We start from the raw sequence: 26,805 nt of genomic DNA, 5'->3' as shown, positions 1-26,805 counted from the left end.
CAGAGTTTGAGAAATGCGTAAAGATTCAGCATTTAACGCGTTCGCTGCGAAAGCACCTGCTGCTTATCCAGCTTTTTCACCAGCGGCTGCACCACCTTATCCCCATGCTGACCAAAATATTGATACAACGTATCGGACGCGCTTTTGGTGAGCACCATAATCTCAATGCGCCGGTTACCCGCGCTTTGTGGGTTTTTGGCATCCAGCAGCATCTGGTCCGCCATCGCGCTTACCTGCATCACTTTATCTTCCGGCATCCCGGCGTCTTCCAGCACCCGACGGGCCGAGAGCGCGCGGTCACCCGAAAGGTTCCAGTTGTTGTAGATATTGCTTTTATAGGCCATCGCATCGGTATGCCCGGTAATAATAATTTTGTTGTCGAGCGAGTCGAATACCGGCGCGAGTTCCACCAGCAGCGTTTTAAAGAACGGCATAATCTTCGCGCTGCCGCGTTCAAACATATTGCGGTTCTGGTCATCTTTAATCAGCACGCGTAATCCCTGCGGGACAATCTCCATCTCCAGATTGGCTTCCATATGCGCATCGCGGGCGATGGTGTTGATACTGGTCGCCAGCTCGCCAAGCTCAGTGGCAGACTTCTTCTTCAGTAGCGCCGTTTTCTCGTTGACGTCGCGGGCTTTTTTCTCCGTCTCTTCCGGCACCGCCACGGTGGCAGGTTTCGGCGGATGCGTCGGGCTGATTTTATTTAACGGCGACAGCCCGCCGCCATTGAAAATCGACTGCCCGTGCAGCGCGGCGATAATGCTTTCACGCTCAGATTTACTAACACTGTTGACAATCAACTTTATTGTCGTCACCAAAGGGGCCGAGCGTATTTCCGAGGTTTCTGCCCGTTTTACCCTGGACGCGATGCCCGGCAAGCAGATGGCGATTGACGCCGATCTTAACGCCGGGTTGATCAACCAGGCGCAGGCGCAGACCCGCCGCAAAGATGTTGCCAGCGAGGCCGATTTCTACGGCGCGATGGACGGGGCATCGAAGTTTGTGCGCGGGGATGCCATCGCCGGGATGATGATTCTGGCGATCAACCTGATTGGCGGCGTTTGTATCGGGATCTTCAAATACAACCTGAGCGCCGATGCCGCCTTCCAGCAGTATGTGCTGATGACCATCGGTGACGGCCTGGTGGCGCAGATCCCTTCCCTGCTGCTCTCCACCGCGGCGGCGATTATCGTCACCCGCGTCAGCGACAACGGCGATATCGCCCATGATGTGCGCCACCAGCTGCTGGCAAGCCCGTCGGTGCTCTACACCGCCACCGGGATTATGTTCGTGCTGGCGGTGGTGCCGGGAATGCCGCACTTCCCGTTCCTGATGTTCAGCGCCTTGCTTGGCTTTACCGGCTGGCGAATGAGCAAACGCCCGCAGGCGGCGGAGGCGGAAGAGAAAAGCCTCGAAACGCTGACCCGCACAATCACTGAAACCAGCGAGCAACAGGTCAGTTGGGAAACCATTCCGCTGATCGAGCCCATCAGTTTAAGCCTCGGTTACAAACTGGTGGCGCTGGTGGATAAAGCGCAGGGCAACCCGCTCACCCAGCGTATTCGCGGCGTGCGGCAGGTGATTTCCGACGGCAACGGCGTGCTGCTGCCGGAGATCCGCATTCGCGAAAACTTCCGCCTCAAGCCCAGTCAGTACGCCATTTTCATCAACGGCATTAAGGCCGATGAAGCGGATATTCCGGCGGATAAGCTGATGGCTCTGCCCTCCAGTGAAACCTACGGTGAGATTGACGGCGTGCTGGGGAACGACCCGGCGTACGGGATGCCGGTGACCTGGATCCAGCCTGCGCAGAAAGCGAAGGCGCTGAATATGGGGTATCAGGTGATCGACAGCGCCAGCGTAATTGCCACGCATGTGAATAAGATTGTGCGCAGCTATATTCCTGATTTGTTTAACTATGACGATATTACTCAGCTGCATAACCGTTTGTCGTCGATGGCACCGCGCCTGGCGGAGGATTTGAGTGCGGCGCTGAATTACAGCCAGTTGCTGAAAGTGTACCGGGCACTGCTGACCGAAGGCGTTTCCCTGCGCGATATCGTCACCATCGCCACCGTGCTGGTCGCCAGTAGCACCGTCACCAAAGATCATATTCTGCTGGCGGCCGATGTGCGCCTGGCACTGCGGCGCAGCATTACCCATCCGTTCGTTCGCAAGCAGGAGCTGGCGGTGTATACGCTGAATAATGAACTGGAAAATCTGCTGACCAACGTGGTGAATCAGGCGCAACAGGGCGGCAAAGTGATGCTTGATAGCGTGCCAGTGGACCCGAATATGCTCAACCAGTTCCAGAGTACGATGCCGCAGGTAAAAGAGCAGATGAAAGCGGCGGGGAAAGACCCGGTGCTGCTGGTGCCGCCGCAGCTGCGCCCGTTGCTGGCGCGTTATGCGAAGTTGTTTGCGCCGGGGTTGCATGTGCTGTCGTATAACGAAGTGCCGGATGAGCTGGAGTTGAAGATAATGGGGGCGTTGATGTAGGTATCCGGCATCGGTGCACAATTGCCGGATGCGGCGTGAACGCCTTATCCGGCCTTGTATTATCCCTCCTGTGCAGAGAAAATCGGCCAGTTTTCTCTGCCTGCAGTCCGCATGCCGTATCCGGCCTTGGGTTCTAACCTGCGCGGTAGATTTATGCAGCGGACTGCCTTTCTCCCAAAGTGATAAACCGGACAGTATCATGGACCGGTTTTCCCGGTAATCCGTATTTGCAAGGTTGGTTTCACTATGGAACATGAACTTCATTATATCGGTATCGACACCGCTAAAGAGAAACTGGATGTCGATGTGTTGCGTCCTGATGGTCGTCATCGCACCAAAAAATTCGCTAACACCACTAAAGGGCACGATGAGCTGGTGAGCTGGCTGAAAGGTCACAAGATTGGCCATGCGCATATCTGCATCGAAGCGACCGGCACCTATATGGAACCTGTCGCAGAGTGCCTTGTAGTGGTCAAGTAATATTGGCCACGGTTTTACAGTAAAAACGGTATCTGTTCTCTGATTCTTCCGGCGTCAACCCACCGTTGTAATGGCGAGGCCTGACGCTATTGTAATAATTCAGGATATAACCGCTAATTTGTTGCCGGGCCTCGTCCTTGCCTACGTAACCATCCGTCGGCACCCATTCTGTTTTCAGACTGCGGAAGAAGCGTTCCATAGGACTGTTATCCCAGCAGTTTCCCCGTCGGCTGACACTTTGCTTTATCCTGTAACGCCAGAGAAGCTGTTGATATTTCAGTCCTGTATACTGACTTCCCTGGTCGCTATGGAACATGACGTCCCGCGGCTGACCACGCACCTCATACGCCATCCGCAAGGCACTGCTTATCAGTGCAGTATCGGCATTCGCTGACAGGCTCCAGCCGATAACCCTGCGGGCAAAAAGATCCATGACGACCGCCAGATAGCACCAGCGATTTCCTGCCCAGATATACGTAATATCTCCGCACCATACCCTGTCTGGCTCCGGTACAGCGAACTGACGCTCGAGCAGATTCGGCAAACACGTATGCTCCTGACAGGCATTTTTGTATTGATGTTTTCCGGGCTGACAACTGCTCAGGTTCAGGTATTTCATCAGCCGTCCGGCACGATAACGGCTCATCGGGACGCCGTTTTGGGTCAGCATTTCAGCCAGCGTGCGCGCGCCTGCAGAGCCCCGGCTCTGGTTCCATGCCCGGCGTATTTCGCTGCACAACCTGACGCGAGCCGAATTAACCGTATCGCGTCGTTTTCGCCAGTACCGGTAACTGCTACGGTGTATTCCCAGTGCGGAACAGAGGCTGACAACTGAGTGGCTGTCACTCAGTCTGGAAACTATCGTAAACCGTTCAGTGAGTCGGACATCAAGAGCGCGGTAGCCTTTTTTAATATCGTATTTTGTTCCTCCAGTCGGCGAACCTGCTTTTCCAGCTCGCGAATACGTTGCTGTTCAGGGGTAATGGGTGTTGCAGAGGGCGCAATACCTTGGCGCTCTCGCCTGAGCTGACGTACCCAGCTCTCAAGCGTGGTAGAACCGACATTCATCGCCTCACTGGCTTGTCGATATGAATAGCCCTTATCAACAATCAGCTGTGCACATTCCAGCCTGAACTCAGGGGTGAAAGTACGTTTGGTTTTCTTGTTCATTAAGTCACCTGTTTTGTGTTGAGGTGAGAATATCACCTTTAATCAGGTGGCCAAATTTACTGTGCCACTACACACCGCAGGAAACTGCTGGAAAGCATCCCGGGTATCGGAGAAAAAACATCTGCGGTATTGCTGGCTTAAATTGGTCTGAAGGACCGTTTCGCCCATGCCAGACAGTTCGCCGCTTTTGCGGGTCTGACACCACGGCGTTATGAATCAGGCAGTAGTGTGAGAGGGGCAAGCCGGTTGAGTAAAGCCGGACATGTGTCGCTTCGCAGGGCGTTGTATATGCCTGCAATGGTAGCCACCAGTAAGACTAGTGGGGACGGATGTTCCGTGACCGTCTGGCGGCTAATGGCAAGAAAGGAAAGGTGATTCTCGGCGCGATGATGCGCAAGCTGGCACAGGTGGCGTATGGAGTGCTGAAGTCAGGCGTGCCGTTCGATGCGTCACGGCATAATCCGGTAGCTGCGTAAAAATCGCGGAAGGGATGAAACAACAGCGCCTGACGGCGCTGTGTCTGGCATGCCTGCAATCCGGGAGACTGGACCAGGAAAAAACTTGCAGGCCGTAACAGTATCTACTGTTAAAGCACAGATTTGTAGGCCGGATAAGCGTAAGCGCATCCGGCATCTGCGTACAACCGCCGGATGCGGCGTAAACGCCTTATCCGGCCTACGGTTGGGTGCAGTTTGTAGGCATGATAAGACGCGCCAGCGTCGCATCAGGCATCGGTGCACAATTATAAAATGATACGCTCTCCGGCACTAAAATCCGTTACGTCCCCCGCCCAATCGATGGGATATAACCCTTTCGCGACATCACGATGGAACGTTGAGAATGGCCAATCACTTACCTGCTTTACCCAGCCATGTTTTACTGGATTTATATAAATATAATCAACATGATGGCGATAATCTTTGGTGTTGCGGATGGCATGCTCCCAAAAACGCGGTTGCCAGATATTTTTCAATCCGCAAACATGGGTGAATTGCTTTTTAATCTCCCGCCAGCGCGAGGAAAAATCATCATCGCTTTCGGGTAATGTCCAGATACAGTGCATATGCTCCGGCAAAACGACCCAGGCGTTAATTTCAAAAGGCCTGTCTCGCTTAACGTTAATAATGGCGTTACGGAGCATCTGTAACTGAGCGGTCAAAAGTTGGCTTCGACGATTCCGTAAATTTACCGTGAAAAACCATGTTCCCCCCTTTATATAAAAACGACGATATTCAGACATAGCGACTCCTTTTTCTCAACGGTAAGAAGAAAAGGAAAAGTCGACAATGCGGGTGTGTTATATCGGGAAAGCGGCTCGCAAAATATTCGCAGACTCGTAGGCATGATAAGACGCGCCAGCGTCGCATCAGGCATCGGCGCATAACCGCCGGATGCGGCGTACACGCCTTATCCGCCCTACAAAATCGTCTCTTCTGTCAAAATCCTGCGCGCGCCCAAAAAGTGATCCTGCCAGAAAGGTTCAGCTAACCGACTTACCCGAATGGTTTCCCCGGTGCGCGGCGACTCGATAAACTGACCGTCTCCCAGATACACGCCCATATGGTCGGCAATCTCGCGGCTGTGAATATGGAAAAACAGCAAATCTCCCCGGCGCAGGTCGTTATTTGCCACAATGGTTGCCCGACGGTAGTGATACATCTCATTGGCCGTGCGCGGGAGTTTCGCCTCGAGGATCTTGTTGTAGGCATAAAAAACCAACCCGCTACAGTCGAAGCCTTGATCGGGTCGCGTGCCACCCCAGACGTATGGCTTGCCAAGCTGCTGCTCCAGACGGTGAATCGCCACTTCGGTGATATTATGCAGGTGGTTACTGCTGAGGAAATGATTGTTTTCCGCCAGCGCCTGCCAGCGTCTGTCACTCGCCTTGAGCGGCGCAGGAAACCATTCTGGATGCTGTTTTATCTGTTCGCGGTTGTGTTGCCGCAGTGCCCTTCTGCTTTCAGCATTGCCTTCCACAATATAGCTGGCCTGCTTTTTCAGATGAATTTGGTACTGTTTTAATAAACGCGCACGGTTTTGCATCCGCTGGCGGGCGGCGTAGCTGAAAGAGATATGTGATGTGGTGGCGCTGGCGAGTAAAGGGAGCAAAACGCATAACGAAAACACGCCTGGATGCAGAAATCTGCCGAGCAAGAACGAAGACATGAAGGACATAAACCGGCTGAATGAAGGTGAGAATTTTAAAAGACCGGAGGAGTAAACGGGATTATTAATTGCTTATTTGCATATTACTATTGAGGTTTCATAATCTTAGGAAATAAATGATACATGCGCTTTTCGGACTAATGAAAACTGCCCTTGTGCTAAATTTGTAAACCCTGCGCCGACAGGCTTGCGTAAAACTCTTTTGGTGATAATGTGAGCCTTCCAAATCCAGACTATTCCGATTTGGGATCCATTTTGCCGTCCTGGCGTGTGTAACCGTTTTATCAAGGAATAAGCAGTATGCGTAAAATCGCATTAATTCTTGCGATGTTGTTGATCCCGTGCGTTTCGTTTGCCGGTTTGCTGGGCAGCAGTAGCTCGACCACGCCAGTGAGCAAAGAGTATAAGCAGCAGTTGATGGGATCCCCTGTCTACATCCAGATCTTCAAGGAAGAACGTACGCTCGATCTCTACGTCAAAATGGGCGAGCAATATCAACTGCTCGACAGCTATAAAATCTGTAAATATTCCGGCGGCTTAGGGCCAAAACAGCGTCAGGGCGATTTCAAAAGCCCGGAAGGGTTTTATAGCGTCCAGCGTAATCAGTTAAAACCAGACAGCCGTTACTACAAAGCGATTAATATTGGATTCCCCAATGCCTATGACCGTGCGCATGGTTATGAAGGGAAATACCTGATGATCCACGGCGATTGTGTTTCCATCGGCTGCTACGCGATGACCAATCAAGGTATTGATGAGATCTTCCAGTTCGTTACCGGCGCGCTGGTGTTTGGTCAGCCGAGTGTGCAGGTAAGTATTTACCCGTTCCGCATGACCGACGCCAACATGCAGCGCCATAAATATTCCAACTTTAAGGACTTCTGGGAGCAACTGAAGCCGGGCTACGACTACTTTGAACAGACCCGTAAGCCACCGACCGTTTCTGTGGTCAATGGCCGTTACGTCGTCAGCAAACCGTTGAGCCATGAAGTGGTGCAGCCACAGCTGGCATCAAACTACACGCTCCCCGAGGCAAAATAAGCGCCATTCGCCTGGCATAATCTTTTGCCAGGTTTCATTGCCCGTCAGCGGCTGTGTCGCAATCACCGTGACCACATCATTCGGTGTGGTCTGCGAGCTGAAGTCGATTTCCACATCCTGATCCAGCAACGTTGCCACGCCAAACGGCGCGCGGCGGGTGATCCAGTGCAGATTGGTCGAGCAATACGCCATTACATAGCGTCCGTCCGAAAGTAGCATGTTGAAAACGCCCTTCTGCCGCAGTTCATCCGCCAGTGAGGCGATATATTTAAACACTGCCGCCATGTTGCCCGGTGTGCGCGGGTAACGCTGCGTTAATTTATTCAGGAGCCAGCAGAAGGCTTTTTCGCTGTCGGTTTCGCCTACCGGGCGGAAGTTGCCAGTTTCCAGTGATTTGTAGCCCGTCAGTTGTCCGTTATGGGCATAAGTCCAGTTACGCCCCCATAACTCGCGGGTAAACGGATGAGTATTTTCCAGTGCCACCTCGCCCCGATTCGCCTGGCGAATATGAGCAATTACCGAGCAGGATTTGATTGGATAGTCCTGGACCAGTTTGGCGATAGGGGAATTAAAGCTGGGTTGCGGATCTTTAAATGTGCGACAGCCTTTACCTTCGTAAAAGGTAATGCCCCAGCCATCTTTATGTGGCCCGGTTCCACCACCACGCTGCACCAGACCGGTGAAACTAAAGCAGATATCGGTAGGGACGTTAGCGCTCATCCCGAGCAATTCGCACATGGGTAACCTCCACAACAGCGAGGGCGCATGGCCCCCGGCGAAGATTGATTTAAGAATTTTCAGGTCGGATGCGGCGTGAACGCATTATTCGGCCTACGGTTCGGGTACAGATTTGTAGGCATGATAAGACGCATCAGCGTCGCATCAGGCATCAGCGCACAAGTGCCGGATGCGGCGTAAACGCCTTATCCAGCCTACGCCAGACTTACTTAACCATCTCTTTTTCAATTAACTGGATCAGGATATGGATCACTTTAATGTGAATCTCCTGAATGCGGTCGGCATAACCAAAGTGTGGAACGCGAATTTCGATATCCGCCGTGCCAGCCATTTTGCCGCCGTCTTTACCGGTCAGGGTGATCACTTTCATCCCCTTCTCACGCGCCGCTGCGATCGCTTTGATCACGTTCGCAGAGTTACCGGAAGTGGAGATCCCCAGCAGTACATCGCCTTCGCGACCTACCGCTTCAACGTAACGGGAGAAAATATCGTTGAAACCAAAATCGTTACCGACGCAGGAAATATGACTAACGTCAGAAATGGCAATCGCCGGATAGCCCGGACGGTTTTCACGGTAGCGCCCCGTCAACTCTTCGGCAAAGTGCATGGCGTCGCAATGGGAACCGCCGTTGCCGCAGGAAAGCACTTTGCCACCGGCTTTAAAGCTGTCTGCTAACAGGACCGCCGCGCGCTGAATGGCGTGAATATTGGCGTCATCTTTTAAAAAGTTAGCCAGCGTTTCCGCCGCTTCGTTCAGTTCGTTACGAATAAGATCCTGGTACATGAGGATATCCTTCAGCATAAATGTAATAGACAAAATGCAGTGTACCGGATACCGCCAAAAGCGAGAAGTACGGGCAGGTGCGATGACCAGGACTTTTTGACCTGAAGTGCGGATAAAAACAGCAACAATGTGAGCTTTGTTGTAATTATATTGTAAACACATTGCTAAATATTTTTACATCCACTACAACCATATCATCACAAGTGGTCAGACCTCCTACAAGTAAGGGGCTTTTCGTTATGATGATTTTGAGTATTCTCGCTACGGTTGTCCTGCTCGGCGCGTTGTTCTATCACCGCGTGAGCTTATTTATCAGCAGTCTGATTTTGCTCGCCTGGACAGCCGCCCTCGGCGTCGCTGGTCTGTGGTCGGCGTGGGTACTGGTGCCTCTGGCCATTATCCTCGTACCGTTTAACTTTGCGCCTATGCGTAAGTCGATGATTTCTGCGCCGGTATTTCGTGGATTCCGTAAGGTGATGCCACCGATGTCACGCACTGAAAAAGAAGCGATTGATGCAGGCACTACCTGGTGGGAAGGCGACTTGTTCCAGGGTAAGCCGGACTGGAAAAAGCTGCATAACTATCCGCAGCCGCGCCTGACCGCAGAAGAGCAAGCGTTTCTCGACGGCCCGGTAGAAGAAGCCTGCCGGATGGCGAATGATTTCCAGATTACTCATGAGCTGGCGGATCTGCCGCCGGAGTTGTGGGCGTACCTTAAAGAGCATCGTTTCTTCGCGATGATTATCAAAAAAGAGTACGGCGGGCTGGAGTTCTCGGCTTATGCCCAGTCTCGTGTGCTGCAAAAACTCTCCGGCGTGAGCGGGATCCGGGCGATTACCGTCGGCGTGCCGAACTCATTAGGCCCGGGCGAGCTGCTGCAACATTACGGCACTGATGAGCAGAAAGATCACTATCTGCCGCGTCTGGCGCGTGGTCAGGAAATCCCTTGCTTTGCACTGACCAGCCCGGAAGCGGGTTCCGATGCGGGCGCTATCCCGGATACCGGGATTGTCTGCATGGGCGAGTGGCAGGGCCAGCAGGTGCTGGGGATGCGACTGACCTGGAACAAACGCTACATTACGCTCGCGCCAATTGCGACCGTGCTTGGGCTGGCGTTTAAACTTTCCGACCCGGAAAAACTGCTGGGTGGCGCAGAAGATTTAGGCATTACCTGTGCACTTATCCCGACCACCACGCCAGGCGTGGAAATTGGTCGTCGCCACTTCCCGCTGAACGTACCGTTCCAGAACGGACCGACGCGAGGTAAAGATGTCTTCGTACCGATCGACTACATTATCGGCGGACCAAAAATGGCCGGGCAAGGCTGGCGGATGCTGGTGGAGTGTCTCTCCGTGGGCCGCGGCATCACCCTACCTTCCAACTCAACCGGCGGCGTGAAATCGGTAGCACTGGCAACGGGCGCGTATGCGCACATTCGCCGTCAGTTCAAAATCTCTATCGGTAAGATGGAAGGGATTGAAGAGCCGCTGGCGCGTATTGCCGGTAATGCCTACGTGATGGATGCTGCGGCATCGCTGATTACCTACGGAATTATGCTCGGTGAAAAACCTGCCGTGCTGTCGGCTATCGTTAAGTATCATTGTACCCACCGTGGGCAGCAGTCGATTATTGATGCGATGGATATCACCGGGGGTAAAGGCATTATGCTCGGTCAGAGCAACTTCCTGGCACGAGCTTACCAGGGCGCACCGATTGCCATCACCGTTGAAGGGGCCAACATTCTGACCCGCAGCATGATGATCTTCGGTCAGGGAGCGATTCGTTGCCATCCGTACGTGCTGGAAGAGATGGAAGCGGCGAAGAACAATGACGTTAACGCGTTCGATAAACTGCTGTTCAAACATATTGGCCACGTCGGCAGTAACAAAGTTCGCAGCTTCTGGCTGGGCCTGACGCGCGGTTTAACCAGCAGCACACCAACCGGCGATGCCACTAAACGTTATTATCAGCACCTGAACCGCCTGAGTGCCAACCTCGCCCTGCTTTCTGATGTCTCGATGGCTGTGCTGGGCGGCAGCCTGAAACGTCGTGAGCGTATCTCGGCACGTCTGGGGGATATTTTAAGCCAGCTTTACCTCGCCTCTGCCGTTCTGAAGCGTTATGACGACGAAGGCCGTAATGAAGCCGATCTGCCGCTGGTGCACTGGGGCGTACAGGATGCGCTGTATCAGGCTGAACAGGCGATGGATGATTTACTGCAAAACTTCCCGAACCGCGTGGTTGCCGGGCTGCTGAATGTGGTGATCTTCCCGACCGGACGTCATTATCTGGCACCGTCTGACAAGCTGGATCATAAGGTGGCGAAGATTTTACAAGTGCCGAACGCCACCCGTTCACGTATTGGTCGCGGTCAGTACCTGACCCCGAGCGAGCATAACCCGGTTGGTTTACTGGAAGAGGCGCTGGTGGATGTGATTGCCGCCGACCCAATTCATCAGCGGATCTGTAAAGAGCTGGGTAAAAACCTGCCGTTTACCCGTCTGGATGAACTGGCGCATAACGCGCTGGCGAAGGGGCTGATTGATAAAGATGAAGCCGCTATTCTTGTGAAAGCTGAAGAGAGTCGTCTGCGCAGTATTAACGTTGATGACTTTGATCCGGAAGAGCTGGCGACGAAGCCGGTAAAGTTGCCGGAGAAAGTGCGGAAAGTTGAAGCCGCATAATTGAATAACGGAGCCGAAAGGCTCCGTTTCTTTATCCGCTAATTATTTAAAATTAAAGCCATCCGGATGATTTTCCAGGCTGCCGGTCAACGCCGCGAATAGCACCGTTTTACCATCAATCGAAAGCGCATCATTCACATTCAACCAGGTGAGTTTCTCTTGCGAGGTTTTCTCATCAATGGTCGAGAACAGCCCCGTCATCTGATTAGATTTCTCGGACCACATCACAGCGATACGTTGCGAGCCACAGTCATGCGGTTTGCACGCGCTCATCACCTGATACGTCTCATCTCCCAATGTCACGGTTTGTGCGGGGGTATAAGTACCGCCTTTCATCACCCAGGCAGGCAGCTTATGCCCTTGCACCATCTGACTAAACGCAGCTTTGGTGGTTTCGCCCTTTGCAAGGCTGCTAATGGTTAAATCATCCTGCGCCATTGCACTGGTGGCGATGACCAGTGCGGCGACTGTCGTTATTGCCTTAAACATCATTCCTCCCGAGCTTATCCTGCCCATGTTATTAACCTCCTAAAGCCTGGCGATAACACGATAATTTGCAAATCAGATATTTCCAATATCAGCATTTGTTATCAATTTATTCTGCGCTAAGGCAACTGCCTGATAAGGTGTTAGAGTTATAAAACCCTTCGCATAAAGGAGTTGTACACCGTGCCTGGTTTGAAGATTACGCTTTTACAGCAACCACTGGTGTGGATGGATGGTCCTGCCAACCTGCGTCATTTTGATCGTCAACTGGAAGGTATTACCGGGCGCGATGTGATCGTTCTACCGGAGATGTTTACCAGCGGCTTTGCCATGGAAGCGGCAGCTTCGTCGCTAGCACAAGATGACGTAGTGAACTGGATGACAGCTAAAGCGCAGCAGTGCAATGCGCTGATTGCAGGCAGTGTTGCATTACAAACGGAGTCTGGTTCGGTTAACCGCTTTTTGCTGGTTGAGCCGGGCGGCACGGTACATTTTTATGATAAGCGTCATCTGTTCCGAATGGCAGATGAGCATCTGCATTATAAAGCGGGCAATGCGCGAGTGATTGTGGAATGGCGCGGCTGGCGTATTTTGCCGCTGGTGTGCTACGACTTACGTTTTCCGGTGTGGTCGCGCAATCTCAACGATTATGACCTCGCCCTGTACGTTGCCAACTGGCCTGCTCCGCGCTCTCTGCACTGGCAGGCATTGCTGACAGCCCGCGCGATTGAGAATCAGGCGTATGTAGCGGGATGTAATCGCGTCGGCAGCGATGGCAACGGCTGCCATTATCGCGGTGACAGCCGGGTGATTAATCCACAGGGCGAGATTATCGCTACTGCCGACGCGCATCAGGCAACGCGCATTGATGCGGAGCTGTCGATGGCGGTGTTACGGGAATATAGAGAAAAGTTTCCGGCATGGCAGGATGCGGATGAGTTTAGGTTGTGGTGAGTGGGGGTTGTGTTTAGGGCCGGGGAGAGTTGGGGTATGACTACGAAAGCCCGCTCTCCTGCGACCACTTTTATCATAGGAGTGTGGAAGTGCTTTTCCATCAATCGCGATGACGTCTTTGTCATCTGAAGAATGACATTCACGCATCCGGTTAATAAAGCATTCGTGAAATTTTGCAGGACTGATACATGATACAACTCTGGCAATAGTATCGTGAACAGGAATACCATTTTCAAAATCACCATATTGCTTCAAAAAATCGAGATGAGTTTCCCCGAAATCCTCTATATATTCCCAACCTTCTGCTCCAGAAATAACGGCACAAATAGTCAACAGTAGAATATCCGATAATTTATGTTCCACTTTCCAGGCTTGTCTGTAATCGGGGATAATAGAAATATGTTCCATCAATTTTTTAAGTTCCATTTTGTTCTCCTTAATTATGTAAGGAGTATTTGATCATGTATAAGCAATAAAAAACAGCTTCAGGTAATGAGGAATATCTCAATTTTTAAACATAAAATGCGAATTGTTTAGTACAAAAAAGCAGCGTTACGTGATCTTTCCCTGCTAAGGCCGGTAAGGCTAACCTCGTCTGGTTCCGCCACCCGTGAGATTAGCCTCTCCGTTGGCGGTATTAAAATCACTTAGTGGAGGTTGCCTTATGGCTACAATCCTCCCCCCTGATTATGATTTACTGTCCATTCCTTTCAGTTCTGCCACCGATTTAACTGACCTGGCCGATCACTGCGATCGTTTCGCTGAAACTCTTATAGAGTGTCACGATCCGGCGCTGAAAATGGCGCTATATAGGCGTCTTCGCGCCTGTCTCGCCATTCTGCATCCCACGCTGAACGAGCCGATTCCGTCCCATCTGGTGGACAGCCTGACGCTTGATGATTTGCCGACGTCGTTTCCGCGCTTTGAACCAGATGCAGAACAGTTGTGTCAGTATTGCCTGACGTTGCTCCAGCTTCTGACGGAACGGGCGCAGGGATCGGAAACACAACAATCCCTTACTGGATTACTGTGCGAACTGGTCTGGTTCTTTGCAGCAAAACTGAAAGCACCACGCTGGCTGCATACTGCTGATGGCGTGGTCTTTATCGAAGATCTGATCGAACCATAAGATGGATATCCCCGGATTCTCGCCTGTAAGTGCAGGCAGAGATCCGGGAGAATACCCGCATACATTCAGCGCAAACATTCCTGCCAGACCATCCGCGCGCGGTTCCTCTGTCAGTCACAGTCCGCATCGTAGATGAACTGATGTTCCGTAGCTGATGTAATTAAACTCATATATCCGTAAGTGATTTAAAATCAGCAACACGGGCAAATTCCTTTTTCGGTAGTACCAAAGACTCTAGTCGTGCTGATAGCAGTTCAACCATAAACTCTGCCCACCCTAAGTCAAATTCATCACAAAGAGGTCCACGACTTTCATTTATAACTATTTTCCAATTACAATTTTTTTCTAATTTCCAGAATAAAACCTCTCCACTATCAGTTATACCAAACGGGAGAACACCATCTTCCGATGGAAAAAAATTGTATGGGAATTTTTCGCCATGAAGTTTGACCTCAGCAAGAGCCGAATTTATTTCCTTTGCTTGCTCGATTAAATTAATATATGGATTATCAACAAACGGGCTAAAGATCCAAAGGAACCCATTTATTCGTCCTATCCCATATTCATCAATAAAGGATTTATAATCTTCTGGCAACAAAATACCTAGCCTAGACTCTGCTTTCCGCCAGTCATTGACGCCATTATAATCGTCAATAAGGTTTTTATAATCATTAGACAATTGAATACCGAGTTCAGATTCTAACCGTCCCCAATAAGTAGTTATTTTCTCATTAATAACTGCTGGTGGCGGAATTATTTTCTTTATCATATCAATAGACATTGTCAGTTCCCTATTGGATTCAGTATAGAATCATTAAGCACAGTTTCAATTTTCATAATCCAGAATTGGCTCATCTAATGCTTCTGAATAACGAAGAAGATTCTCTCGCAAATCTTCAAGGGATTCACCTCGCGGAGACACTGGTTTTTCACTATATCCACAAACCTTACCTGCTTCATTATAATATACCTCATAGATAGCAAGCTCCCCTTTAAATTGCATAACTCTATAATTCCAAGTCATATCTCCTCCTATTTTTTATGATAATCAACAATATCATGAATAATTATTTCATTTTCTGTTTCAGAATATAAAACTCTATCTCCCCCTCTTCCTTTACCACTTCCTGGTAAGTCGGCTGCTGATTTCCCTTTTAAATCACCATGTAAAGAATGCTGGTTTTTTCCTGACTCACCACGAGAAAGCATAATTTTAATAGCATCATAGGCTTCAGCTTGTTTTCCTTTGAGCGCATCCCCCTTCTTCGCCGCCAAATCCTCCTCTATGATGGTTTTCATTTGGGTAGGACATTTTTCACCTGCCAGCCCCCACGGGTCGCACCAACCCACCGGATTATGCACATAAGACTGCGTATCCAGCCCGCCGCTCAGTTTCAGCGGATCCTGGCTTAAATACTGCCCCGTCCCGGCGTCGTAGTAGCGGTGTAAATTATACCACAGCCCGCTCTCCTCATCCTGCCACTGGCCCATGAAGCCCGCATCGCAGCTTTCACGCTCACTGTCCGGCGAGTCGTTTGCAGCCAGCCCCCACAGGCTGCGGTGTTTCGTCCACACCTTCCGCCCGTTCGCGCAGTACATCTCCTGCGGCGCGCCGTCCGGGCCGGTCACTACCGGGTAAAAATAACTTCTGTCATCATTCGCCGCCCGGCTTTCCTTCGCCAGCAGTTCAAATCTGCCCCGGTAGTGCCACTGCTCCCGTAGCGCCGGGCTGCCGTCTGCATAGCGTTTCTCACTTGTGGAAAGCGCCATCCCAAGCCACTGGTAGCGTACTTCGCTGATGGCGTGCGGGCTTCGTTTCCACGCTGCCCGGATAACGCAGCGTTTTGCCGTTCGTCTGCCAAAGGCGTCGTAGCTGTACTGCCACACTTCACCATCTGGTGTCTTTATCTCGCGCAGACGGTCGAAGTCATCCCAGCGGTAGCGCCACTCCTGCGGGCGAAAGCCGAGTTTTTGGTCGGTGCGCTTTGTCACCCTGCCGCAGGCGTCGTATCCGTAGCGGCTGTCACCGGCCTGGTTCACACATTCATTATTGTACTGGTGCTGCGACAGAATACCGTTTATCCGGCTTTCCGCTATCTGCTCATTGACCGTATAGCGGTAGCGCTCTTCCTGTGCCGGACCACTGGCGTCCAGCCGCAGTACGCTGGTTATCTGGTCGCGGGCATCGTACTGGTAGCGCGTTTCCCGCTCCGTACGCGTTTTCGACCACACTTCATGCCCGGTCAGGCGGCCCGATTTATCCCACGCGTAACGGTGTTCGCCCAGCGGTCGCCACGATGCCACGCTCTGGTGGCTGCCTGCCAGCCGCTCTGCGCCCTGTTTTTGCCATGCCGTACGTCCGCAGGTGTCGTATCCCTGCTCCTGCATATAGACCGCATGGTTCAGCGGCGTCTGCGCCAGCCAGCTTTCCTCATCCTCCGGGCGGTAACGCCGATTTTTTTCAAGGCCCGCGGGGGAATGACTGAAGTCCATCCGGTGACCGTTGCTGCGGTAGCCCGTCAGAATGCCCGAAGCGTCGTATTCTCTCTGTGTTTCCCCGTCCGGCGTTGTGGTGCCAGTCAGCCTTCCGGCTTCGTCGTAACGGTACTCCGTGCGCTGGCCGTCCTGCTCTTCCGCCACCAGACGATGGCGTTCGTCCCACTCCAGTTTTACCTCACTGGTGAGCGTATAGCCTGCTTCACTGCCGTCGCTGCGCTCATACACCTGCGCACTCACCATCCGGTCATGGCGGTCGTACTGATAGCTGAGTTTCTGATGCTCGCCGCTGATGGTCGCCACCCGGCCATATTCATCCCTCGCATAGCGCCATACGCTGCCGTCCGGGCGGTGTTTTTCTGCCAGCCGGCCCTGTTCATCACGGATATAGACGGTTCTGCGTCCCGACCAGTCCTCCTCCCCGGCCATCTGGCCCGCCGCATCGTAGTACAGCCGCCACTGCTGGTTGCCGCTGCGCGTAAGCTGCGTGAGCCTTGCGGCACCATCGTAGTCGCAAAGTATCCGCTGCCCGCCCGCGTCCTCCACTTCCCGCAGCAGGTCAAATGCCCCGTGGCGGTAGCGCGTGGTCTGGCCCATGGCCCCGGTGTGGAGAGTGATTTTGCCTTCACCATCATAGCGGAAGGTTTCAGCGCCACCGTCGGCCCGGATTACTGCGCTCAGTTTCTCATGCGGGTTATCGGCACCGGGGCGGTACTGCCAGTTCACGCTGCGCCCTTCAGCATCCACCAGCCCCGTCAGCCGCAGCCAGCGGTCTTCCGTGTAATGGGTTGTGCGGCCTTCACCATCGGTATGGGAAAGCAGGCCACCGTGAGCGCTGTAGCTCCACTGTTCGTGGCTGCCGTCCGGGTACTGTATCTCCTTGAGCAGACCGTCTTCGGTATGACGGTACTGCCAGTTCTGCCCGTTCACCTCCCGGCGGATAAGATTCCCTTCGGCGTTATAATGGTACGCCGCCGTGGTGCGGTGGTCCTGGTATGCCGTAACCTGACCAAATTCATCCCACTGCCATTCACGTTTACGCCCGTTCTCGTCCGTTTCGCTCAGGATACGCCCGGCATAATCGCGTTTTATCTGAGTAATGCGCCCACCCGGCTGGCGAATACACAGCGGCTGGTCGTATTCGTTACGCTCCCATTCAGTGATACGCCCCAGCGGGTCACGCTGTTTTTTCAGCAGCCAGGACTCATCGAACCACAGCGTGGTGGTGGCTCCGGTGGCATCGGTGTAATCGGTTCTGCGCTCCTCCGGGAAGTAGCGGAAGGTGTCGTTATACAGGCCTTCCTGTGTGCCTGTGGCAGTCACCCGGCCTTCATCGTCATAGCGCAGGTGGAAGTGCGTCGGGCCGTTGTCGCGCCAGGAACTCAGCCAGCCCTGTTCGGTATAGGTATAATGCAACGCGCCATTAAAGCGGGTCTGCACATCGCTCAGTCGCTGTTCATCGCCGTGACTGATATAGTCATAGCGCACCAGCTCGCTGCCGTCTGACTCGTCGATCACACGGAATATCTGCCCCTGCGGGCCACACATCACCCGCAGATTCAGGCCGCTGCTGTGGGTTACGTTTGTCAGTTGGCCGATGACGTTATAGGTGAAGCGAATTTCGTTGCGGTTGCGGTCTTTTATTGCCGTTAGCCGCAGGCGGCGTGCGCCGGGGGAGATGGGCGTAAAGATATAACCCAATTGTGAGTATTCGTCGAAGATAATAGCCCGCTCACGGTTTCCCAGGAGGCGATAGTGCGGGACAAGCAGGTTACGGCTACTGTATGGTGCCTGCTCCGTGGAGTAGGCCAGACATAGCCCCTCAGCATCAAAGTAGGTGACGTTTTTCCCGTTGCAATCGAACTCCAGAAACTGCGACCAGTTACACAACCAGCGACTGCCCAGCAAACCACTAACCGGATGTCGGCCTGTATAAGCACGTTTCAGCGTCAGCGGTAAAATATGCGGATAGTTGAAATCAGTTCGGTAATCCAGATATTCACCCGTTCCGGTATCCACCGGATCGCTGAACCCCTGACTGATACGCTCATTTGCGGCTCTGTTTAACTGCTTTGCTCCCCATAGAGCTGTTAACACTTCCAGACTTGATACAACAGATTGCTCCAGCACCGTCATATCGGCATTAATCGGCCCATACTGTCCGGTCGTCTTATCAGCCGTAATGGTTTTACATCCTTCCTGAATAACTGCCGAGCAGGTAATTTTATGGCCCTTACGCGCCAGCGGCAGGCTGTTGACGGAAATAATTTTGCTCCCTTCCACTATCTGTGGAGGAGGACTGCCCGGATCCTTACTACATTCAACCGGATCAGTGACGCGAGCTACCGCTTTTCCTTCAAAAAAAACATTAGGAGAGCCTTCTACAATCTGTCCGGTTTCAGATGCCCAGCGGGAACCAATTACCATCGCTGCGCCACCGACAAATCCACCAGCTAATCCCCCGGCCCCGGCAGCAACGGTGGCAGCCAGCACACCCAATGCCGCGCCCCCTGTAGCGACAACCAGAGCTCCCACTGCAATCCCTACAATAAGTCCACCGATTAACCCACCAATAGCACCCAGAAAGGAATTGTTATGAACAATGTGATGACCCACACACGCAGGTATATCTGTTGGGCCGGAAACTGCGTGATCTTTACCCCAGGTATCCATGAACCAGTCACCTGCTTTGGTGCCCAGCCATCCCCCCAGCATCCCGCCAACCAGTCCGGCAATCAAAGGGCCTCCAAATCCTGCAACAGCTTTGGCTATTCCGGCTGCACAGGTGTTTGCTGCTGCGGCTGCCAGTCCTACCTTTGCCGTTGCTCCCACCATACTGACAGCCATTATTCCAGTACTGGCAATATGTCCTGTGGTAGCAATACTCTCCACTGTTTCGGCATTACTGTCCCGTTGATCCAGCTCCGCTAACTTCTCCTGCGCGCTTTTTTCCGTCATCTGTTCGTCCTTCCCGCTGAACTGGCTGGGTTATTTATCCTGTGGCATTCCAAAACAAAAATTCAATAATGCTCCCCGCATCGCTTTACGATCCTCCTCTGCCAGCGCCTGCGTTGAGGAATAGGTCAGCGTCAGTACTTGTCGCTCGTTCAGGATTACCAGCAGCAACTGCTGTATCATCACCCCCTTGTTATCCCAGCTAAATTCCCAGTATTCCGCCGGGCGCTCCTGCACATGACAGCGTTCTTCTACGGTGAACACCATTTTCGACAGTTCGGTACGGAATTTCTTTTTCTGCACCGCCAGATAGTCATCAAACTGCGCGCCTTCCGGCAATATTTCACGAGTGACAACTACATTTGCTCCGGCAACCGCACTTAGTACTGGCGTCAGAATATTCATACTGCTGTCCTGCCAGTTTCCCGGCAGAGTGAAATGCCCTTCATTAATGAGATATTGCATTGTTATTTTTCCCTGAAAATTAATGAAATGGATTACTGTGGATTTAGCGCCAGATGGGTGGGTCCATCGAGGGTGATAGTGCCGTCTGAATTCATAACAAGAGTGCTTTTTCCGACAGTCAACTTTATCTGCGTTGCTGCGGTAAGGTGTATCGCCCCGGTTTTTGACGTGATGGTGATATTCCCTTCTACCGTCTCCGTGCAGGTTCCCGTTTCTACCGTCACCTCGCGTTTACCCGTTTTCACCGTCAGAGACTGGTCGCCTTCCGTTACGGTAATATTCCGGTTGCCTTTGATGGTTTCGGTATGCTTACCATCAACAAATTCCGTGCGGTCGATTTTTACCGTGGATGTTTCGTTATGAATGATGGTTTTCGTCCGATCTGCCTTTACCGTGTGTGTTTCGTTATTTTTCACGACGGTATTCAGATCTTTCTCCGCAAGAAACCTCACTTCTTCCGCCCCCGTTTTATCGTCAAAGCGCAGCATGTTTCCGTTGGTCGGCCCCCCCTGTAACGAGTGGCTGAATATCCCGCTCTGCGACGCCATGCCCGGTAGCCCCCACGGCGGCATGGTGTCCTGGTTGTAGGTGCGCCCCACGATAATCGGTAGATCCGGGTCGCCATTTTTGAAATCCACCAGCACTTCCTGGCCGATGCGCGGGATCTGGATCATGCCGAATCCTTTACCCGCCCACGGATAGCTGACGCGGATCCAGCAGGAGCTGTTTTCGTCATTATTACCGTAACGATCCCAGCCAAACTGCACCTTCACCCGGCCATATTTATCCGTCCAGATTTCCTGCCCTACCGGGCCGGTGACGATGGCGCTCTGCGGGCCTTTGGTGTGGGGTTTGCTCAGGGTTCGTTGTGGGCGGTAAACTTCGCGGGTGGGATGCAGTTCAAACGTGGTGACATAGGTAAAATGCTGATCCTGGCCGCTGTGCTGCGCGTTGTCCCGTAAAAACAGCGTGGTTTGTACCAACAGATATTCCTGATTAATTTCTGCCGTCGGGTGATTCATCAACGTAAAGGTGTACCCGGTCATGAGGGTACGGATATGACCGGCCCCATGTGCCCGGCTGCCGGGGCTGCGCTGCGCTTCCATACGAATGCGCGTCAGCATCTCACCTTCGCCCGTAGTGAAGTAATCACCAGGCCATTCATAATGCTCATATTCAGCATGACCGGTATTACGCGGACTAGCCACGGTACTTTTAAGCAGCGAACGAGGCTTCATAAAATCAAAATCGTCCATCACCCACTTTCCAGTACGCAGTCTCTCACTGGCCGTAATGGTGTGGATAAATTCTTTGTCCAGTTTCAGCCCTTCCTGGTGCCACTCCACCAGTGGCGAGTCAGGGCACGCTTTATGACCATTGATGGCATCCGTCAGCACCAGCGTATGGCAGTTCTCGCTGTGCTCAAACCACCAGTAGATTCCCCACTCCTGCATCAGGCGCTGGATGAAATCGAAGTCGGTTTCACCATACTGCACCTGCCAGACGCGGGGTGGATAATTTTCCACCAGCCGCTTTTCCACCGGAAAGGAATATTCATCCAGTACTTCATCGAGAATATCCACCACGGTTTTGTTCTGGAACGCTTTGTAGTCGCTGGTATGGGTCAGCAGCTTCAGCCATGGCTCAATGCGTAATTCATACGTTACCGAACGGCCCTCATGGCCGACCACCCTCGCCGCCGTCACCAGCCCGCTGATATACCGTTTTCCGCCACCGTCCAGTTCGATACTGACGCACAGGTCTTTGCCTACCATGGGCTGAAGCGGCAGGTTGGCCGCGGGGGAAACGTATCCCAGGTTCAGGGCGTCCGGCGTTTTAAGCTGTACTGTGTAGGAAAACAGATTCCCAAGCCCTTCCGAACCATTCATGCCTGCGAACAGCAGCATCTGCGGCGGCACCGAACCACCACTTACTGTGACGTTATGCGCCCCCGGACCACCGGCTGCAAGCGACGCCGCCGCATCCTGAACTGCACCAGCCATATCCGATATCCCTGCTGCTGCGGCGGCGGCTTGCGCAGCGGCTACTGCGGCTTTAACCAGACCTGACGGTTCCGGCAACGCACCAAACAGGTCCGCCACTGCCTGTTCTGCCATCTGCTCGGCGGCATCAGCTACATCGGTTGCGGCTGAACCTGTGCTCATACTGCCACTTTCGCCAGCTATTGGTGGTGTGGTGATGACGGGTCCACCGTTTCCAACTGGTTTATTACCCGTAGATACAAAACTCATGATATTTGCTCCTTTAATACCGGATTAAAATCTAGCCCCTGGTGGCCAAAAAATATAAGTAATCACTCTCCATTGCCCGTCTTTATAATGAAACCAACATGTCAGATTCAAATCCCCCTGCAAATTCCAGAACATTTCCTTAATAGGAACATTTTGAAATTCAGGATCTGTTATGCGATAAGTTTGATTCAAGCCGATATAATACTCACCAACAAATTTATATCGTGGCCTCACGAACTCATGAGCAGGCGGCCCATATTTCTTCATAAAAAAGATGTCATTACTTCCATCATGTATATCATTTTCTTCATAATATTTGGTGGATTGAGCAACTGCAGAAGGCGAGAAAACATTCACTGTAGTTATGTAAGTTATTGAAAGGAAAATCACTATAATACAGAAAAATTTCATTTGGTTACATTCAATAAAGTAAATTTAGTTTCAGGCATTATGACATTCAACGTTATAGTTGCGTTTTTAAGGTATCGTTCCCGAAGCTCCATTCCCACATTCATCAACCCACTAATATCTCCAACATACGGAGACGAAGAATCATAATCATCATCTAAGTAACCAAGTACATGTCCGGCTTCATGAGGTATATTTACTTGCAACGTATTATTACAGTTAATACATTTCGCTACTTTTTCCAGGTCCGCTGAATCAACATGAACCGTACTGTTTTTAAAATCAACATATGTTCTTAAATCAGCACCAGGCAAAACCTTTGTTGCAATAACCAACCAGTCTTCATTCTGAGATGCAGAAATTATTCTTACATCAAAAGGCAAAGCTTTACCCTGAAATTTTTTAGCGAACTCAGATTCACCGGAAACAGAATAAGTTATTTTCCCATTCCATGCCTGCTGAACAGATAAATATATCGCTCGCATAAAAATAGCTTTTTCCCATATAATCCAGTCATCTGTAACGGTATTATCTTTATACCACTCATACTTCCATCTTATCACAGCCGTAATCGAACCAGTATTTTGATTTAATAAATACGTCCTCCTACCATCCTTATGTATAATGATATCGCCATCAATATTTGTTTTTTCATAGTATTCGGCCAGCAAACTATTCTCATCATATTTAAGCTTGGTCATTTTACTCTCATTAAATACTAATTGTTTGTATCGAAAATATTATCTGGAAAAATATTATTTTATATATTACGAGTATTGCCCCTTCAGCCGCAGCGCATCCACATACCGTCCTTCACTGCAGGGCAAGATTACGAAAGCCCGCCCCGCAAGGACTGACGCGAGGTAGTTTCTGTCCATGGCTGCTTTTATCATCTTACGTCTTAACCCTGCCTTGGTTTCGCCGTACTGCACCTGCCAGGCGCGGGGTGGATAATTTTCCACCAGCCGCTTTTCCACCGGAAAGGAATATTCATCCAGTACTTCATCGAGAATATCCACCACGGTTTTGTTCTGGAACGCTTTGTAGTCGCTGGTATGGGTCAGCAGCTTCAGCCATGGCTCAATGCGTAATTCATACGTTACCGAACGGCCCTCATGGCCGACCACCCTCGCCGCCGTCACCAGCCCGCTGATATACCGTTTTCCGCCACCGTCCAGTTCGATACTGACGCACAGGTCTTTGCCTACCATGGGCTGAAGCGGCAGGTTGGCGGCGAGGGAGACATATCCGAGGTTCAGGGTGTCCGGGGTTTTAAGCTGTACTATGTAGGAAAACAGGTTTCCAAGCCCTTCCGAACCATTCATGCCTGCAAACAAAAGCAGCTGCGGCGGCACCGCACTACCACTTACTGTGACGTTATGCCCCCCGGACCACCGGCAGCAAGCGACGCCGCCGCATCCTGAACTGCACCAGCCATATCCGAGATCCCTGCTGCGGCGGCTGCGGCTTGCGCAGCAGCTACTGCGGCTTTAACCAGACCTGACGGTTCCGGCAACGCACCAAACAGGTCCGCCGCGGCCTGTTCTGCCATCTGCTCGGCTGCATCAGCTACATCGGTTGCGGCTGAACTGGCGCTTACAGCACTACTTTCTCCGGCTATCGGTGGCGTGGAGATAGCTGGCCCACCGTTACTGCCAGATTTATTACCCGTAGATACAAAACTCATGATATTTATTCCTTTAATATCGGATTAAAATTTTGCGCCCGGCGGCCAGAAAAAATAAGAAATAACCCGCCACTGTCCATCTTTATAATGAAAAAAACATGTCAGATTTAAATCCCCCCGCAAATGCCAAAACATTTCTTTGATGGGGATATTTCTGAATTCAGGATTCGTTGAGCGATAGACATTTTCAATCTCTATATAATACTCACCGACTAATTTATAACGAGGCTTTATAAATTCATACGCTGGCTGACCATAGTTATTTAATAGAACATTCTCTTCAACTCCATTATACACACCACTCGCATTCAGATAAGCATACCCAGGAATATCAGACATGCTATTTTTCGCCCCACCCACTATCAAAAAAATAATCACAGCGTATATTAGTTTCATTTTTTTACGCTTTTCACAAAAAATTAGAACCCGGAACCATTCTATTTAACCGCTCAATGACATTTCCCATATAACGAGAGCGCAGTTCCATACCAATATTCATTAACGCACTGGCATCCCCGGAGAATGGTGTAGTTGCTTTATCTGCATCATCACTATAGTATTCATCGGTAAGATATCCAATAATATGCCCAAGCTCATGAGACAGCCCCATTTGCTTAGAGCAAACTTTTGATGAACCAAGACATTTAGCTGCTGCAACTATATCTTTAGAGTCAAGTTCAACGTATCGACTATTCCAGACAATGGAACTCTGACGAAAACTATTTGGATCATCATTATCAATTTTAAACACCACCACATCCCAATACCCATGACGATCAGTCTGAATTATTTCTATTGTGAAAGATAAATCCTTACCATTAAACTTACTGACAAACTCAGACTTCCCAGAAACGGATAAAAAAACCTTATTATTCCATGTTTGATTAATGACAAAAATAACTTTTCCATGAAAGGCTTTTTTTTCCATATCTGTCCAATCAGTTTTTGCATCCCATCTTTTTATCCAATTATATTTCCATCTCAGCAACAATGAGATTGCACCATTTTCACGGTCAATTCTTAAATCTCCCCAGGCATCATTGTCCCTGATATATCGTTTATCCAGCATTAAGTCGTCATAAGCATCGTATGCCTGCTGAATAGCCTCATCATGAGAGTCACCCATGTTCACCTCCTTATATTGCTATATATCCAATAAACCTGAAGATGCTTGCTTACCCACCAACGCAGACGGGACCAAGGGTAGCCTGAAGTCAACAGATAGCAATCAACTTGAAGTTCATGGGGATATTTGTTTCCCCATCTACACGTTTATCGTCATATTTTTGTATAGCTATTCTCAGCATTCGTGGGTAGATTATTTTTTTTCCAACCGCAGCGCATCCACATACCGCCCCTCGCTGTTCTGCTGCCACAACCAGCCCAGCCCCTGCTGCGCCTGCGTTAACATTTTTGCTAGCCAGCACGGTCACGGCAGGCAATTCTATGACAGGTACTACTCATCCGTACAACCCAGCCCCCGGCGCTGAACCACTTCACTGGCAAACGTAGCTCCGGTTTTTTTCATTATTCCTTTTTGTATTTTTTGCAGCGCGGGAAATGAGATTCTCCTGCATGAATCCTCTTCCCATATATCACCAGTTACAGGGCTAACTGAAAATAGTCCCCACACATCTGTCGCTCCGGCGGAAGGAGAATCATAACCTACCCCAAAACTAAAATACCCAGGATGATACAGGTTACCTTTTTTATCTTTCAGAGAACCGTCAAGAAAAAACCCAGACAATTCCACATTATATTTTTCATTTTTTAGTGAAAAAACCAATAATGCCTGCGCCTGTATTTCAGTAAGACCTGACTGGTTAACAGTCGTTAGATCAAACCGCGGCACATTCCTGATAAGAATTTCAGCACAACAATTCACGGACACGACCATGAAAAGCAATACTGATATTAATTTACAGGACATGTTATTCTCCGCTTAACCATATTAATCACCCCCACTAACTCACTAGCATAACCGGTATGGCCGCCATTACTGTTTTTACCTGAATTAAAACCAGAATCAATCAATGCCTGCGCAAATTGCTCCGGAGATTTTTTATTTCTGACCGCATTACCAAATCGGATTGCAAAGGACTTTCCGCTAGTTGAAAAAGAGGTATAAGTGGCAACCCACACTTGATTACTCCCCAGCGGGTGAACCTGTCCTGACTGTAAAGGTGCCGGACCATGCATGGAAAAGTAGTTATTGTATTCTGTCGCGATTCTACCCTGCCCGTAAAAGGACTCCTTTGCAGCAAGCCCCAGGATATTTTCCACAGGCACATCAAGTTGCTTAGCGATTAATTCACATTCTTTCAGATATTGCTGTACAAACCTGACTGCACCAGTGTTATTACAGGCTTTATCATAAGACCCCATGATTCACTACTCCTTGTCTGATT

At 50.9% G+C, this 26,805-nt stretch carries 22 protein-coding genes and 7 pseudogenes; 7 read left to right on the top strand and 22 right to left on the bottom strand.

Annotation, left to right across the window (positions count from 1 at the left end):
- Positions 1 to 32: 32 nt before the first annotated feature.
- Entirely contained in the window at positions 33 to 818 is a 786-nt protein-coding gene (gene lafU / locus QUE34_RS01355) for a putative lateral flagellar export/assembly protein LafU (protein WP_162754239.1), read from the bottom strand.
- On the opposite strand from lafU, the pseudogene QUE34_RS01350 reads away from it, so the two are divergent.
- Both QUE34_RS01350 and QUE34_RS01345 read left to right on the top strand, forming a co-directional pair.
- Positions 784 to 2,502, top strand: a pseudogene (locus tag QUE34_RS01350) (flagellar biosynthesis protein FlhA); the annotation flags it as partial. The gene lafU and the pseudogene QUE34_RS01350 overlap by 35 nt on opposite strands.
- 246 nt (positions 2,503 to 2,748) lie before the next feature.
- Positions 2,749 to 2,958 (top strand): annotated as a pseudogene (locus QUE34_RS01345) (IS110 family transposase); the annotation flags it as partial.
- A gap of 16 nt (positions 2,959 to 2,974) precedes the next feature.
- On the opposite strand, the gene QUE34_RS01340 reads toward QUE34_RS01345, so the two are convergent.
- Positions 2,975 to 4,152 (bottom strand): IS3 family transposase gene (locus tag QUE34_RS01340; RefSeq protein WP_269567449.1). Its coding sequence is split into 2 segments (ribosomal slippage): positions 2,975 to 3,894 and positions 3,894 to 4,152, totalling 1,179 coding nucleotides; the frame shifts between segments, so codons are not numbered across the junction.
- A gap of 72 nt (positions 4,153 to 4,224) precedes the next feature.
- Here QUE34_RS01340 and QUE34_RS01335 point away from each other — a divergent pair.
- Positions 4,225 to 4,628 (top strand): annotated as a pseudogene (locus tag QUE34_RS01335) (transposase); the annotation flags it as partial.
- 266 nt (positions 4,629 to 4,894) lie between these two features.
- Here QUE34_RS01335 and rayT read toward each other — a convergent pair.
- Entirely contained in the window at positions 4,895 to 5,392 is a 498-nt protein-coding gene (gene rayT, locus QUE34_RS01330; protein ID WP_032302454.1) for an REP-associated tyrosine transposase RayT, read from the bottom strand.
- Positions 5,393 to 5,568: 176 nt separating this feature from the next.
- The gene (locus QUE34_RS01325) at positions 5,569 to 6,318 is read right to left on the bottom strand and encodes a C40 family peptidase (RefSeq protein WP_000093943.1); all 750 of its coding nucleotides are present in this window, start codon (positions 6,316 to 6,318) and stop codon (positions 5,569 to 5,571) included.
- 300 nt (positions 6,319 to 6,618) lie between these two features.
- Here QUE34_RS01325 and dpaA point away from each other — a divergent pair, with 300 nt between their 5' ends.
- Positions 6,619 to 7,359, top strand: coding sequence for a peptidoglycan meso-diaminopimelic acid protein amidase (dpaA, locus tag QUE34_RS01320; protein ID WP_001225681.1), 741 nt, complete (start codon positions 6,619 to 6,621; stop codon positions 7,357 to 7,359).
- Here the strand turns inward: dpaA and QUE34_RS01315 are convergent.
- Together QUE34_RS01315 and lpcA are read right to left on the bottom strand one after the other, a co-directional pair.
- Positions 7,330 to 8,097, bottom strand: a complete 768-nt coding sequence (locus QUE34_RS01315; RefSeq protein ID WP_032302451.1) for a class II glutamine amidotransferase — start codon at positions 8,095 to 8,097, stop codon at positions 7,330 to 7,332. The genes dpaA and QUE34_RS01315 overlap by 30 nt on opposite strands.
- A 205-nt stretch (positions 8,098 to 8,302) precedes the next feature.
- The gene (gene lpcA, locus QUE34_RS01310) at positions 8,303 to 8,881 is read right to left on the bottom strand and encodes a D-sedoheptulose 7-phosphate isomerase (RefSeq protein ID WP_000284050.1); all 579 of its coding nucleotides are present in this window, start codon (positions 8,879 to 8,881) and stop codon (positions 8,303 to 8,305) included.
- 239 nt (positions 8,882 to 9,120) lie between these two features.
- On the opposite strand from lpcA, the gene fadE reads away from it, so the two are divergent.
- Positions 9,121 to 11,565 carry an acyl-CoA dehydrogenase FadE gene (fadE, locus tag QUE34_RS01305; RefSeq protein WP_286338910.1) on the top strand — a complete coding sequence of 815 codons (2,445 nt, stop codon included), beginning with the start codon at positions 9,121 to 9,123 and terminating at the stop codon, positions 11,563 to 11,565.
- A 42-nt stretch (positions 11,566 to 11,607) separates the two neighbouring features.
- On the opposite strand, the gene ivy is transcribed toward fadE, so the two are convergent.
- Positions 11,608 to 12,054 carry an Ivy family C-type lysozyme inhibitor gene (ivy, locus tag QUE34_RS01300; protein ID WP_024212190.1) on the bottom strand — a complete coding sequence of 149 codons (447 nt, stop codon included), beginning with the start codon at positions 12,052 to 12,054 and terminating at the stop codon, positions 11,608 to 11,610.
- 180 nt (positions 12,055 to 12,234) lie between these two features.
- On the opposite strand from ivy, the gene yafV reads away from it, so the two are divergent.
- Entirely contained in the window at positions 12,235 to 13,005 is a 771-nt protein-coding gene (gene yafV / locus QUE34_RS01295) for a 2-oxoglutaramate amidase (RefSeq protein ID WP_032302450.1), read from the top strand.
- A 51-nt stretch (positions 13,006 to 13,056) separates the two neighbouring features.
- On the opposite strand, the pseudogene QUE34_RS01290 reads toward yafV, so the two are convergent.
- Positions 13,057 to 13,431: pseudogene (locus QUE34_RS01290) on the bottom strand (ISAs1 family transposase); the annotation flags it as partial.
- A gap of 238 nt (positions 13,432 to 13,669) precedes the next feature.
- Here QUE34_RS01290 and QUE34_RS01285 point away from each other — a divergent pair.
- Positions 13,670 to 14,134, top strand: coding sequence for a hypothetical protein (locus tag QUE34_RS01285; protein WP_105268720.1), 465 nt, complete (start codon positions 13,670 to 13,672; stop codon positions 14,132 to 14,134).
- Between the two features lie 166 nt (positions 14,135 to 14,300).
- On the opposite strand, the gene QUE34_RS01280 is transcribed toward QUE34_RS01285, so the two are convergent.
- The 14 genes and pseudogenes from QUE34_RS01280 to QUE34_RS01220 form a co-directional block, all read right to left on the bottom strand.
- Positions 14,301 to 14,915, bottom strand: coding sequence for an SMI1/KNR4 family protein (locus tag QUE34_RS01280; protein ID WP_103253937.1), 615 nt, complete (start codon positions 14,913 to 14,915; stop codon positions 14,301 to 14,303).
- Between the two features lie 45 nt (positions 14,916 to 14,960).
- Positions 14,961 to 15,158, bottom strand: a complete 198-nt coding sequence (locus tag QUE34_RS01275) for a hypothetical protein (protein WP_001542649.1) — start codon at positions 15,156 to 15,158, stop codon at positions 14,961 to 14,963.
- Positions 15,159 to 15,166: 8 nt separating this feature from the next.
- Positions 15,167 to 19,588 carry an RHS repeat-associated core domain-containing protein gene (locus QUE34_RS01270; protein ID WP_105268721.1) on the bottom strand — a complete coding sequence of 1,474 codons (4,422 nt, stop codon included), beginning with the start codon at positions 19,586 to 19,588 and terminating at the stop codon, positions 15,167 to 15,169.
- A gap of 30 nt (positions 19,589 to 19,618) precedes the next feature.
- Positions 19,619 to 20,050, bottom strand: coding sequence for a DcrB-related protein (locus QUE34_RS01265; protein ID WP_103253938.1), 432 nt, complete (start codon positions 20,048 to 20,050; stop codon positions 19,619 to 19,621).
- A gap of 32 nt (positions 20,051 to 20,082) precedes the next feature.
- Positions 20,083 to 22,302: a type VI secretion system Vgr family protein gene (locus QUE34_RS01260; RefSeq protein WP_105268722.1), complete on the bottom strand. Its 2,220-nt coding sequence runs from the start codon at positions 22,300 to 22,302 to the stop codon at positions 20,083 to 20,085.
- A gap of 24 nt (positions 22,303 to 22,326) precedes the next feature.
- Entirely contained in the window at positions 22,327 to 22,713 is a 387-nt protein-coding gene (locus tag QUE34_RS01255; RefSeq protein ID WP_094030461.1) for a hypothetical protein, read from the bottom strand.
- Positions 22,710 to 23,411 (bottom strand): hypothetical protein, encoded by a 702-nt coding sequence (locus tag QUE34_RS01250; RefSeq protein ID WP_176262517.1) that lies wholly within the window; start codon positions 23,409 to 23,411, stop codon positions 22,710 to 22,712. Before QUE34_RS01250 ends, QUE34_RS01255 begins: the two co-directional genes overlap by 4 nt.
- Before the next feature lie 141 nt (positions 23,412 to 23,552).
- Positions 23,553 to 23,624: pseudogene (locus tag QUE34_RS28525) on the bottom strand (hypothetical protein); the annotation flags it as partial.
- Positions 23,625 to 24,397 (bottom strand): annotated as a pseudogene (locus tag QUE34_RS01245) (phage late control D family protein); the annotation flags it as partial. It abuts the pseudogene before it with no gap.
- A gap of 24 nt (positions 24,398 to 24,421) precedes the next feature.
- Positions 24,422 to 24,736: a hypothetical protein gene (locus QUE34_RS01240; protein WP_249896388.1), complete on the bottom strand. Its 315-nt coding sequence runs from the start codon at positions 24,734 to 24,736 to the stop codon at positions 24,422 to 24,424.
- Between the two features lie 70 nt (positions 24,737 to 24,806).
- On the bottom strand, positions 24,807 to 25,523 hold the full coding sequence (locus QUE34_RS01235; RefSeq protein WP_103253941.1) for a hypothetical protein: 717 nt from the start codon (positions 25,521 to 25,523) through the stop codon (positions 24,807 to 24,809).
- Positions 25,524 to 25,715: 192 nt separating this feature from the next.
- Positions 25,716 to 25,826 (bottom strand): annotated as a pseudogene (locus QUE34_RS01230) (TagF domain-containing protein); the annotation flags it as partial.
- Positions 25,827 to 25,853: 27 nt separating this feature from the next.
- Positions 25,854 to 26,327 (bottom strand): Tgi2PP family T6SS immunity protein, encoded by a 474-nt coding sequence (locus tag QUE34_RS01225; RefSeq protein ID WP_103253942.1) that lies wholly within the window; start codon positions 26,325 to 26,327, stop codon positions 25,854 to 25,856.
- Positions 26,312 to 26,782 carry a glucosaminidase domain-containing protein gene (locus tag QUE34_RS01220; protein ID WP_089522471.1) on the bottom strand — a complete coding sequence of 157 codons (471 nt, stop codon included), beginning with the start codon at positions 26,780 to 26,782 and terminating at the stop codon, positions 26,312 to 26,314. Before QUE34_RS01220 ends, QUE34_RS01225 begins: the two co-directional genes overlap by 16 nt.
- Between the last annotated feature and the right edge of the window lie 23 nt (positions 26,783 to 26,805).

Origin of the sequence: Escherichia sp. KS167_9B, from assembly GCF_030295215.1 — a bacterium.
GTDB classification, from domain to species: domain Bacteria; phylum Pseudomonadota; class Gammaproteobacteria; order Enterobacterales; family Enterobacteriaceae; genus Escherichia; species Escherichia coli_F.
Note: the sequence above shows the minus strand (reverse complement) of the source record. Positions and strands in the feature narration are given on the sequence as shown.

What these genes read in the sequence shown, in the direction of transcription:
- QUE34_RS01240 (WP_249896388.1), bottom strand. Translation starts at nt 24,736, where the DNA reads ATGTCTGATATTCCTGGGTATGCTTATCTGAATGCGAGTGGTGTGTAT.
- rayT (WP_032302454.1), bottom strand. Translation starts at nt 5,392, where the DNA reads ATGTCTGAATATCGTCGTTTTTATATAAAGGGGGGAACATGGTTTTTC.
- lpcA (WP_000284050.1), bottom strand. Translation starts at nt 8,881, where the DNA reads ATGTACCAGGATCTTATTCGTAACGAACTGAACGAAGCGGCGGAAACG.
- QUE34_RS01270 (WP_105268721.1), bottom strand. Translation starts at nt 19,588, where the DNA reads ATGACGGAAAAAAGCGCGCAGGAGAAGTTAGCGGAGCTGGATCAACGG.
- QUE34_RS01280 (WP_103253937.1), bottom strand. Translation starts at nt 14,915, where the DNA reads ATGTCTATTGATATGATAAAGAAAATAATTCCGCCACCAGCAGTTATT.
- QUE34_RS01250 (WP_176262517.1), bottom strand. Translation starts at nt 23,411, where the DNA reads ATGACCAAGCTTAAATATGATGAGAATAGTTTGCTGGCCGAATACTAT.
- QUE34_RS01315 (WP_032302451.1), bottom strand. Translation starts at nt 8,097, where the DNA reads ATGTGCGAATTGCTCGGGATGAGCGCTAACGTCCCTACCGATATCTGC.
- QUE34_RS01260 (WP_105268722.1), bottom strand. Translation starts at nt 22,302, where the DNA reads ATGAGTTTTGTATCTACGGGTAATAAACCAGTTGGAAACGGTGGACCC.
- QUE34_RS01220 (WP_089522471.1), bottom strand. Translation starts at nt 26,782, where the DNA reads ATGGGGTCTTATGATAAAGCCTGTAATAACACTGGTGCAGTCAGGTTT.
- QUE34_RS01265 (WP_103253938.1), bottom strand. Translation starts at nt 20,050, where the DNA reads ATGCAATATCTCATTAATGAAGGGCATTTCACTCTGCCGGGAAACTGG.
- QUE34_RS01235 (WP_103253941.1), bottom strand. Translation starts at nt 25,523, where the DNA reads ATGGGTGACTCTCATGATGAGGCTATTCAGCAGGCATACGATGCTTAT.
- QUE34_RS01225 (WP_103253942.1), bottom strand. Translation starts at nt 26,327, where the DNA reads ATGTCCTGTAAATTAATATCAGTATTGCTTTTCATGGTCGTGTCCGTG.
- QUE34_RS01285 (WP_105268720.1), top strand. Translation starts at nt 13,670, where the DNA reads ATGGCTACAATCCTCCCCCCTGATTATGATTTACTGTCCATTCCTTTC.
- fadE (WP_286338910.1), top strand. Translation starts at nt 9,121, where the DNA reads ATGATGATTTTGAGTATTCTCGCTACGGTTGTCCTGCTCGGCGCGTTG.
- dpaA (WP_001225681.1), top strand. Translation starts at nt 6,619, where the DNA reads ATGCGTAAAATCGCATTAATTCTTGCGATGTTGTTGATCCCGTGCGTT.
- QUE34_RS01325 (WP_000093943.1), bottom strand. Translation starts at nt 6,318, where the DNA reads ATGTCTTCGTTCTTGCTCGGCAGATTTCTGCATCCAGGCGTGTTTTCG.
- ivy (WP_024212190.1), bottom strand. Translation starts at nt 12,054, where the DNA reads ATGTTTAAGGCAATAACGACAGTCGCCGCACTGGTCATCGCCACCAGT.
- QUE34_RS01275 (WP_001542649.1), bottom strand. Translation starts at nt 15,158, where the DNA reads ATGACTTGGAATTATAGAGTTATGCAATTTAAAGGGGAGCTTGCTATC.
- QUE34_RS01255 (WP_094030461.1), bottom strand. Translation starts at nt 22,713, where the DNA reads ATGAAATTTTTCTGTATTATAGTGATTTTCCTTTCAATAACTTACATA.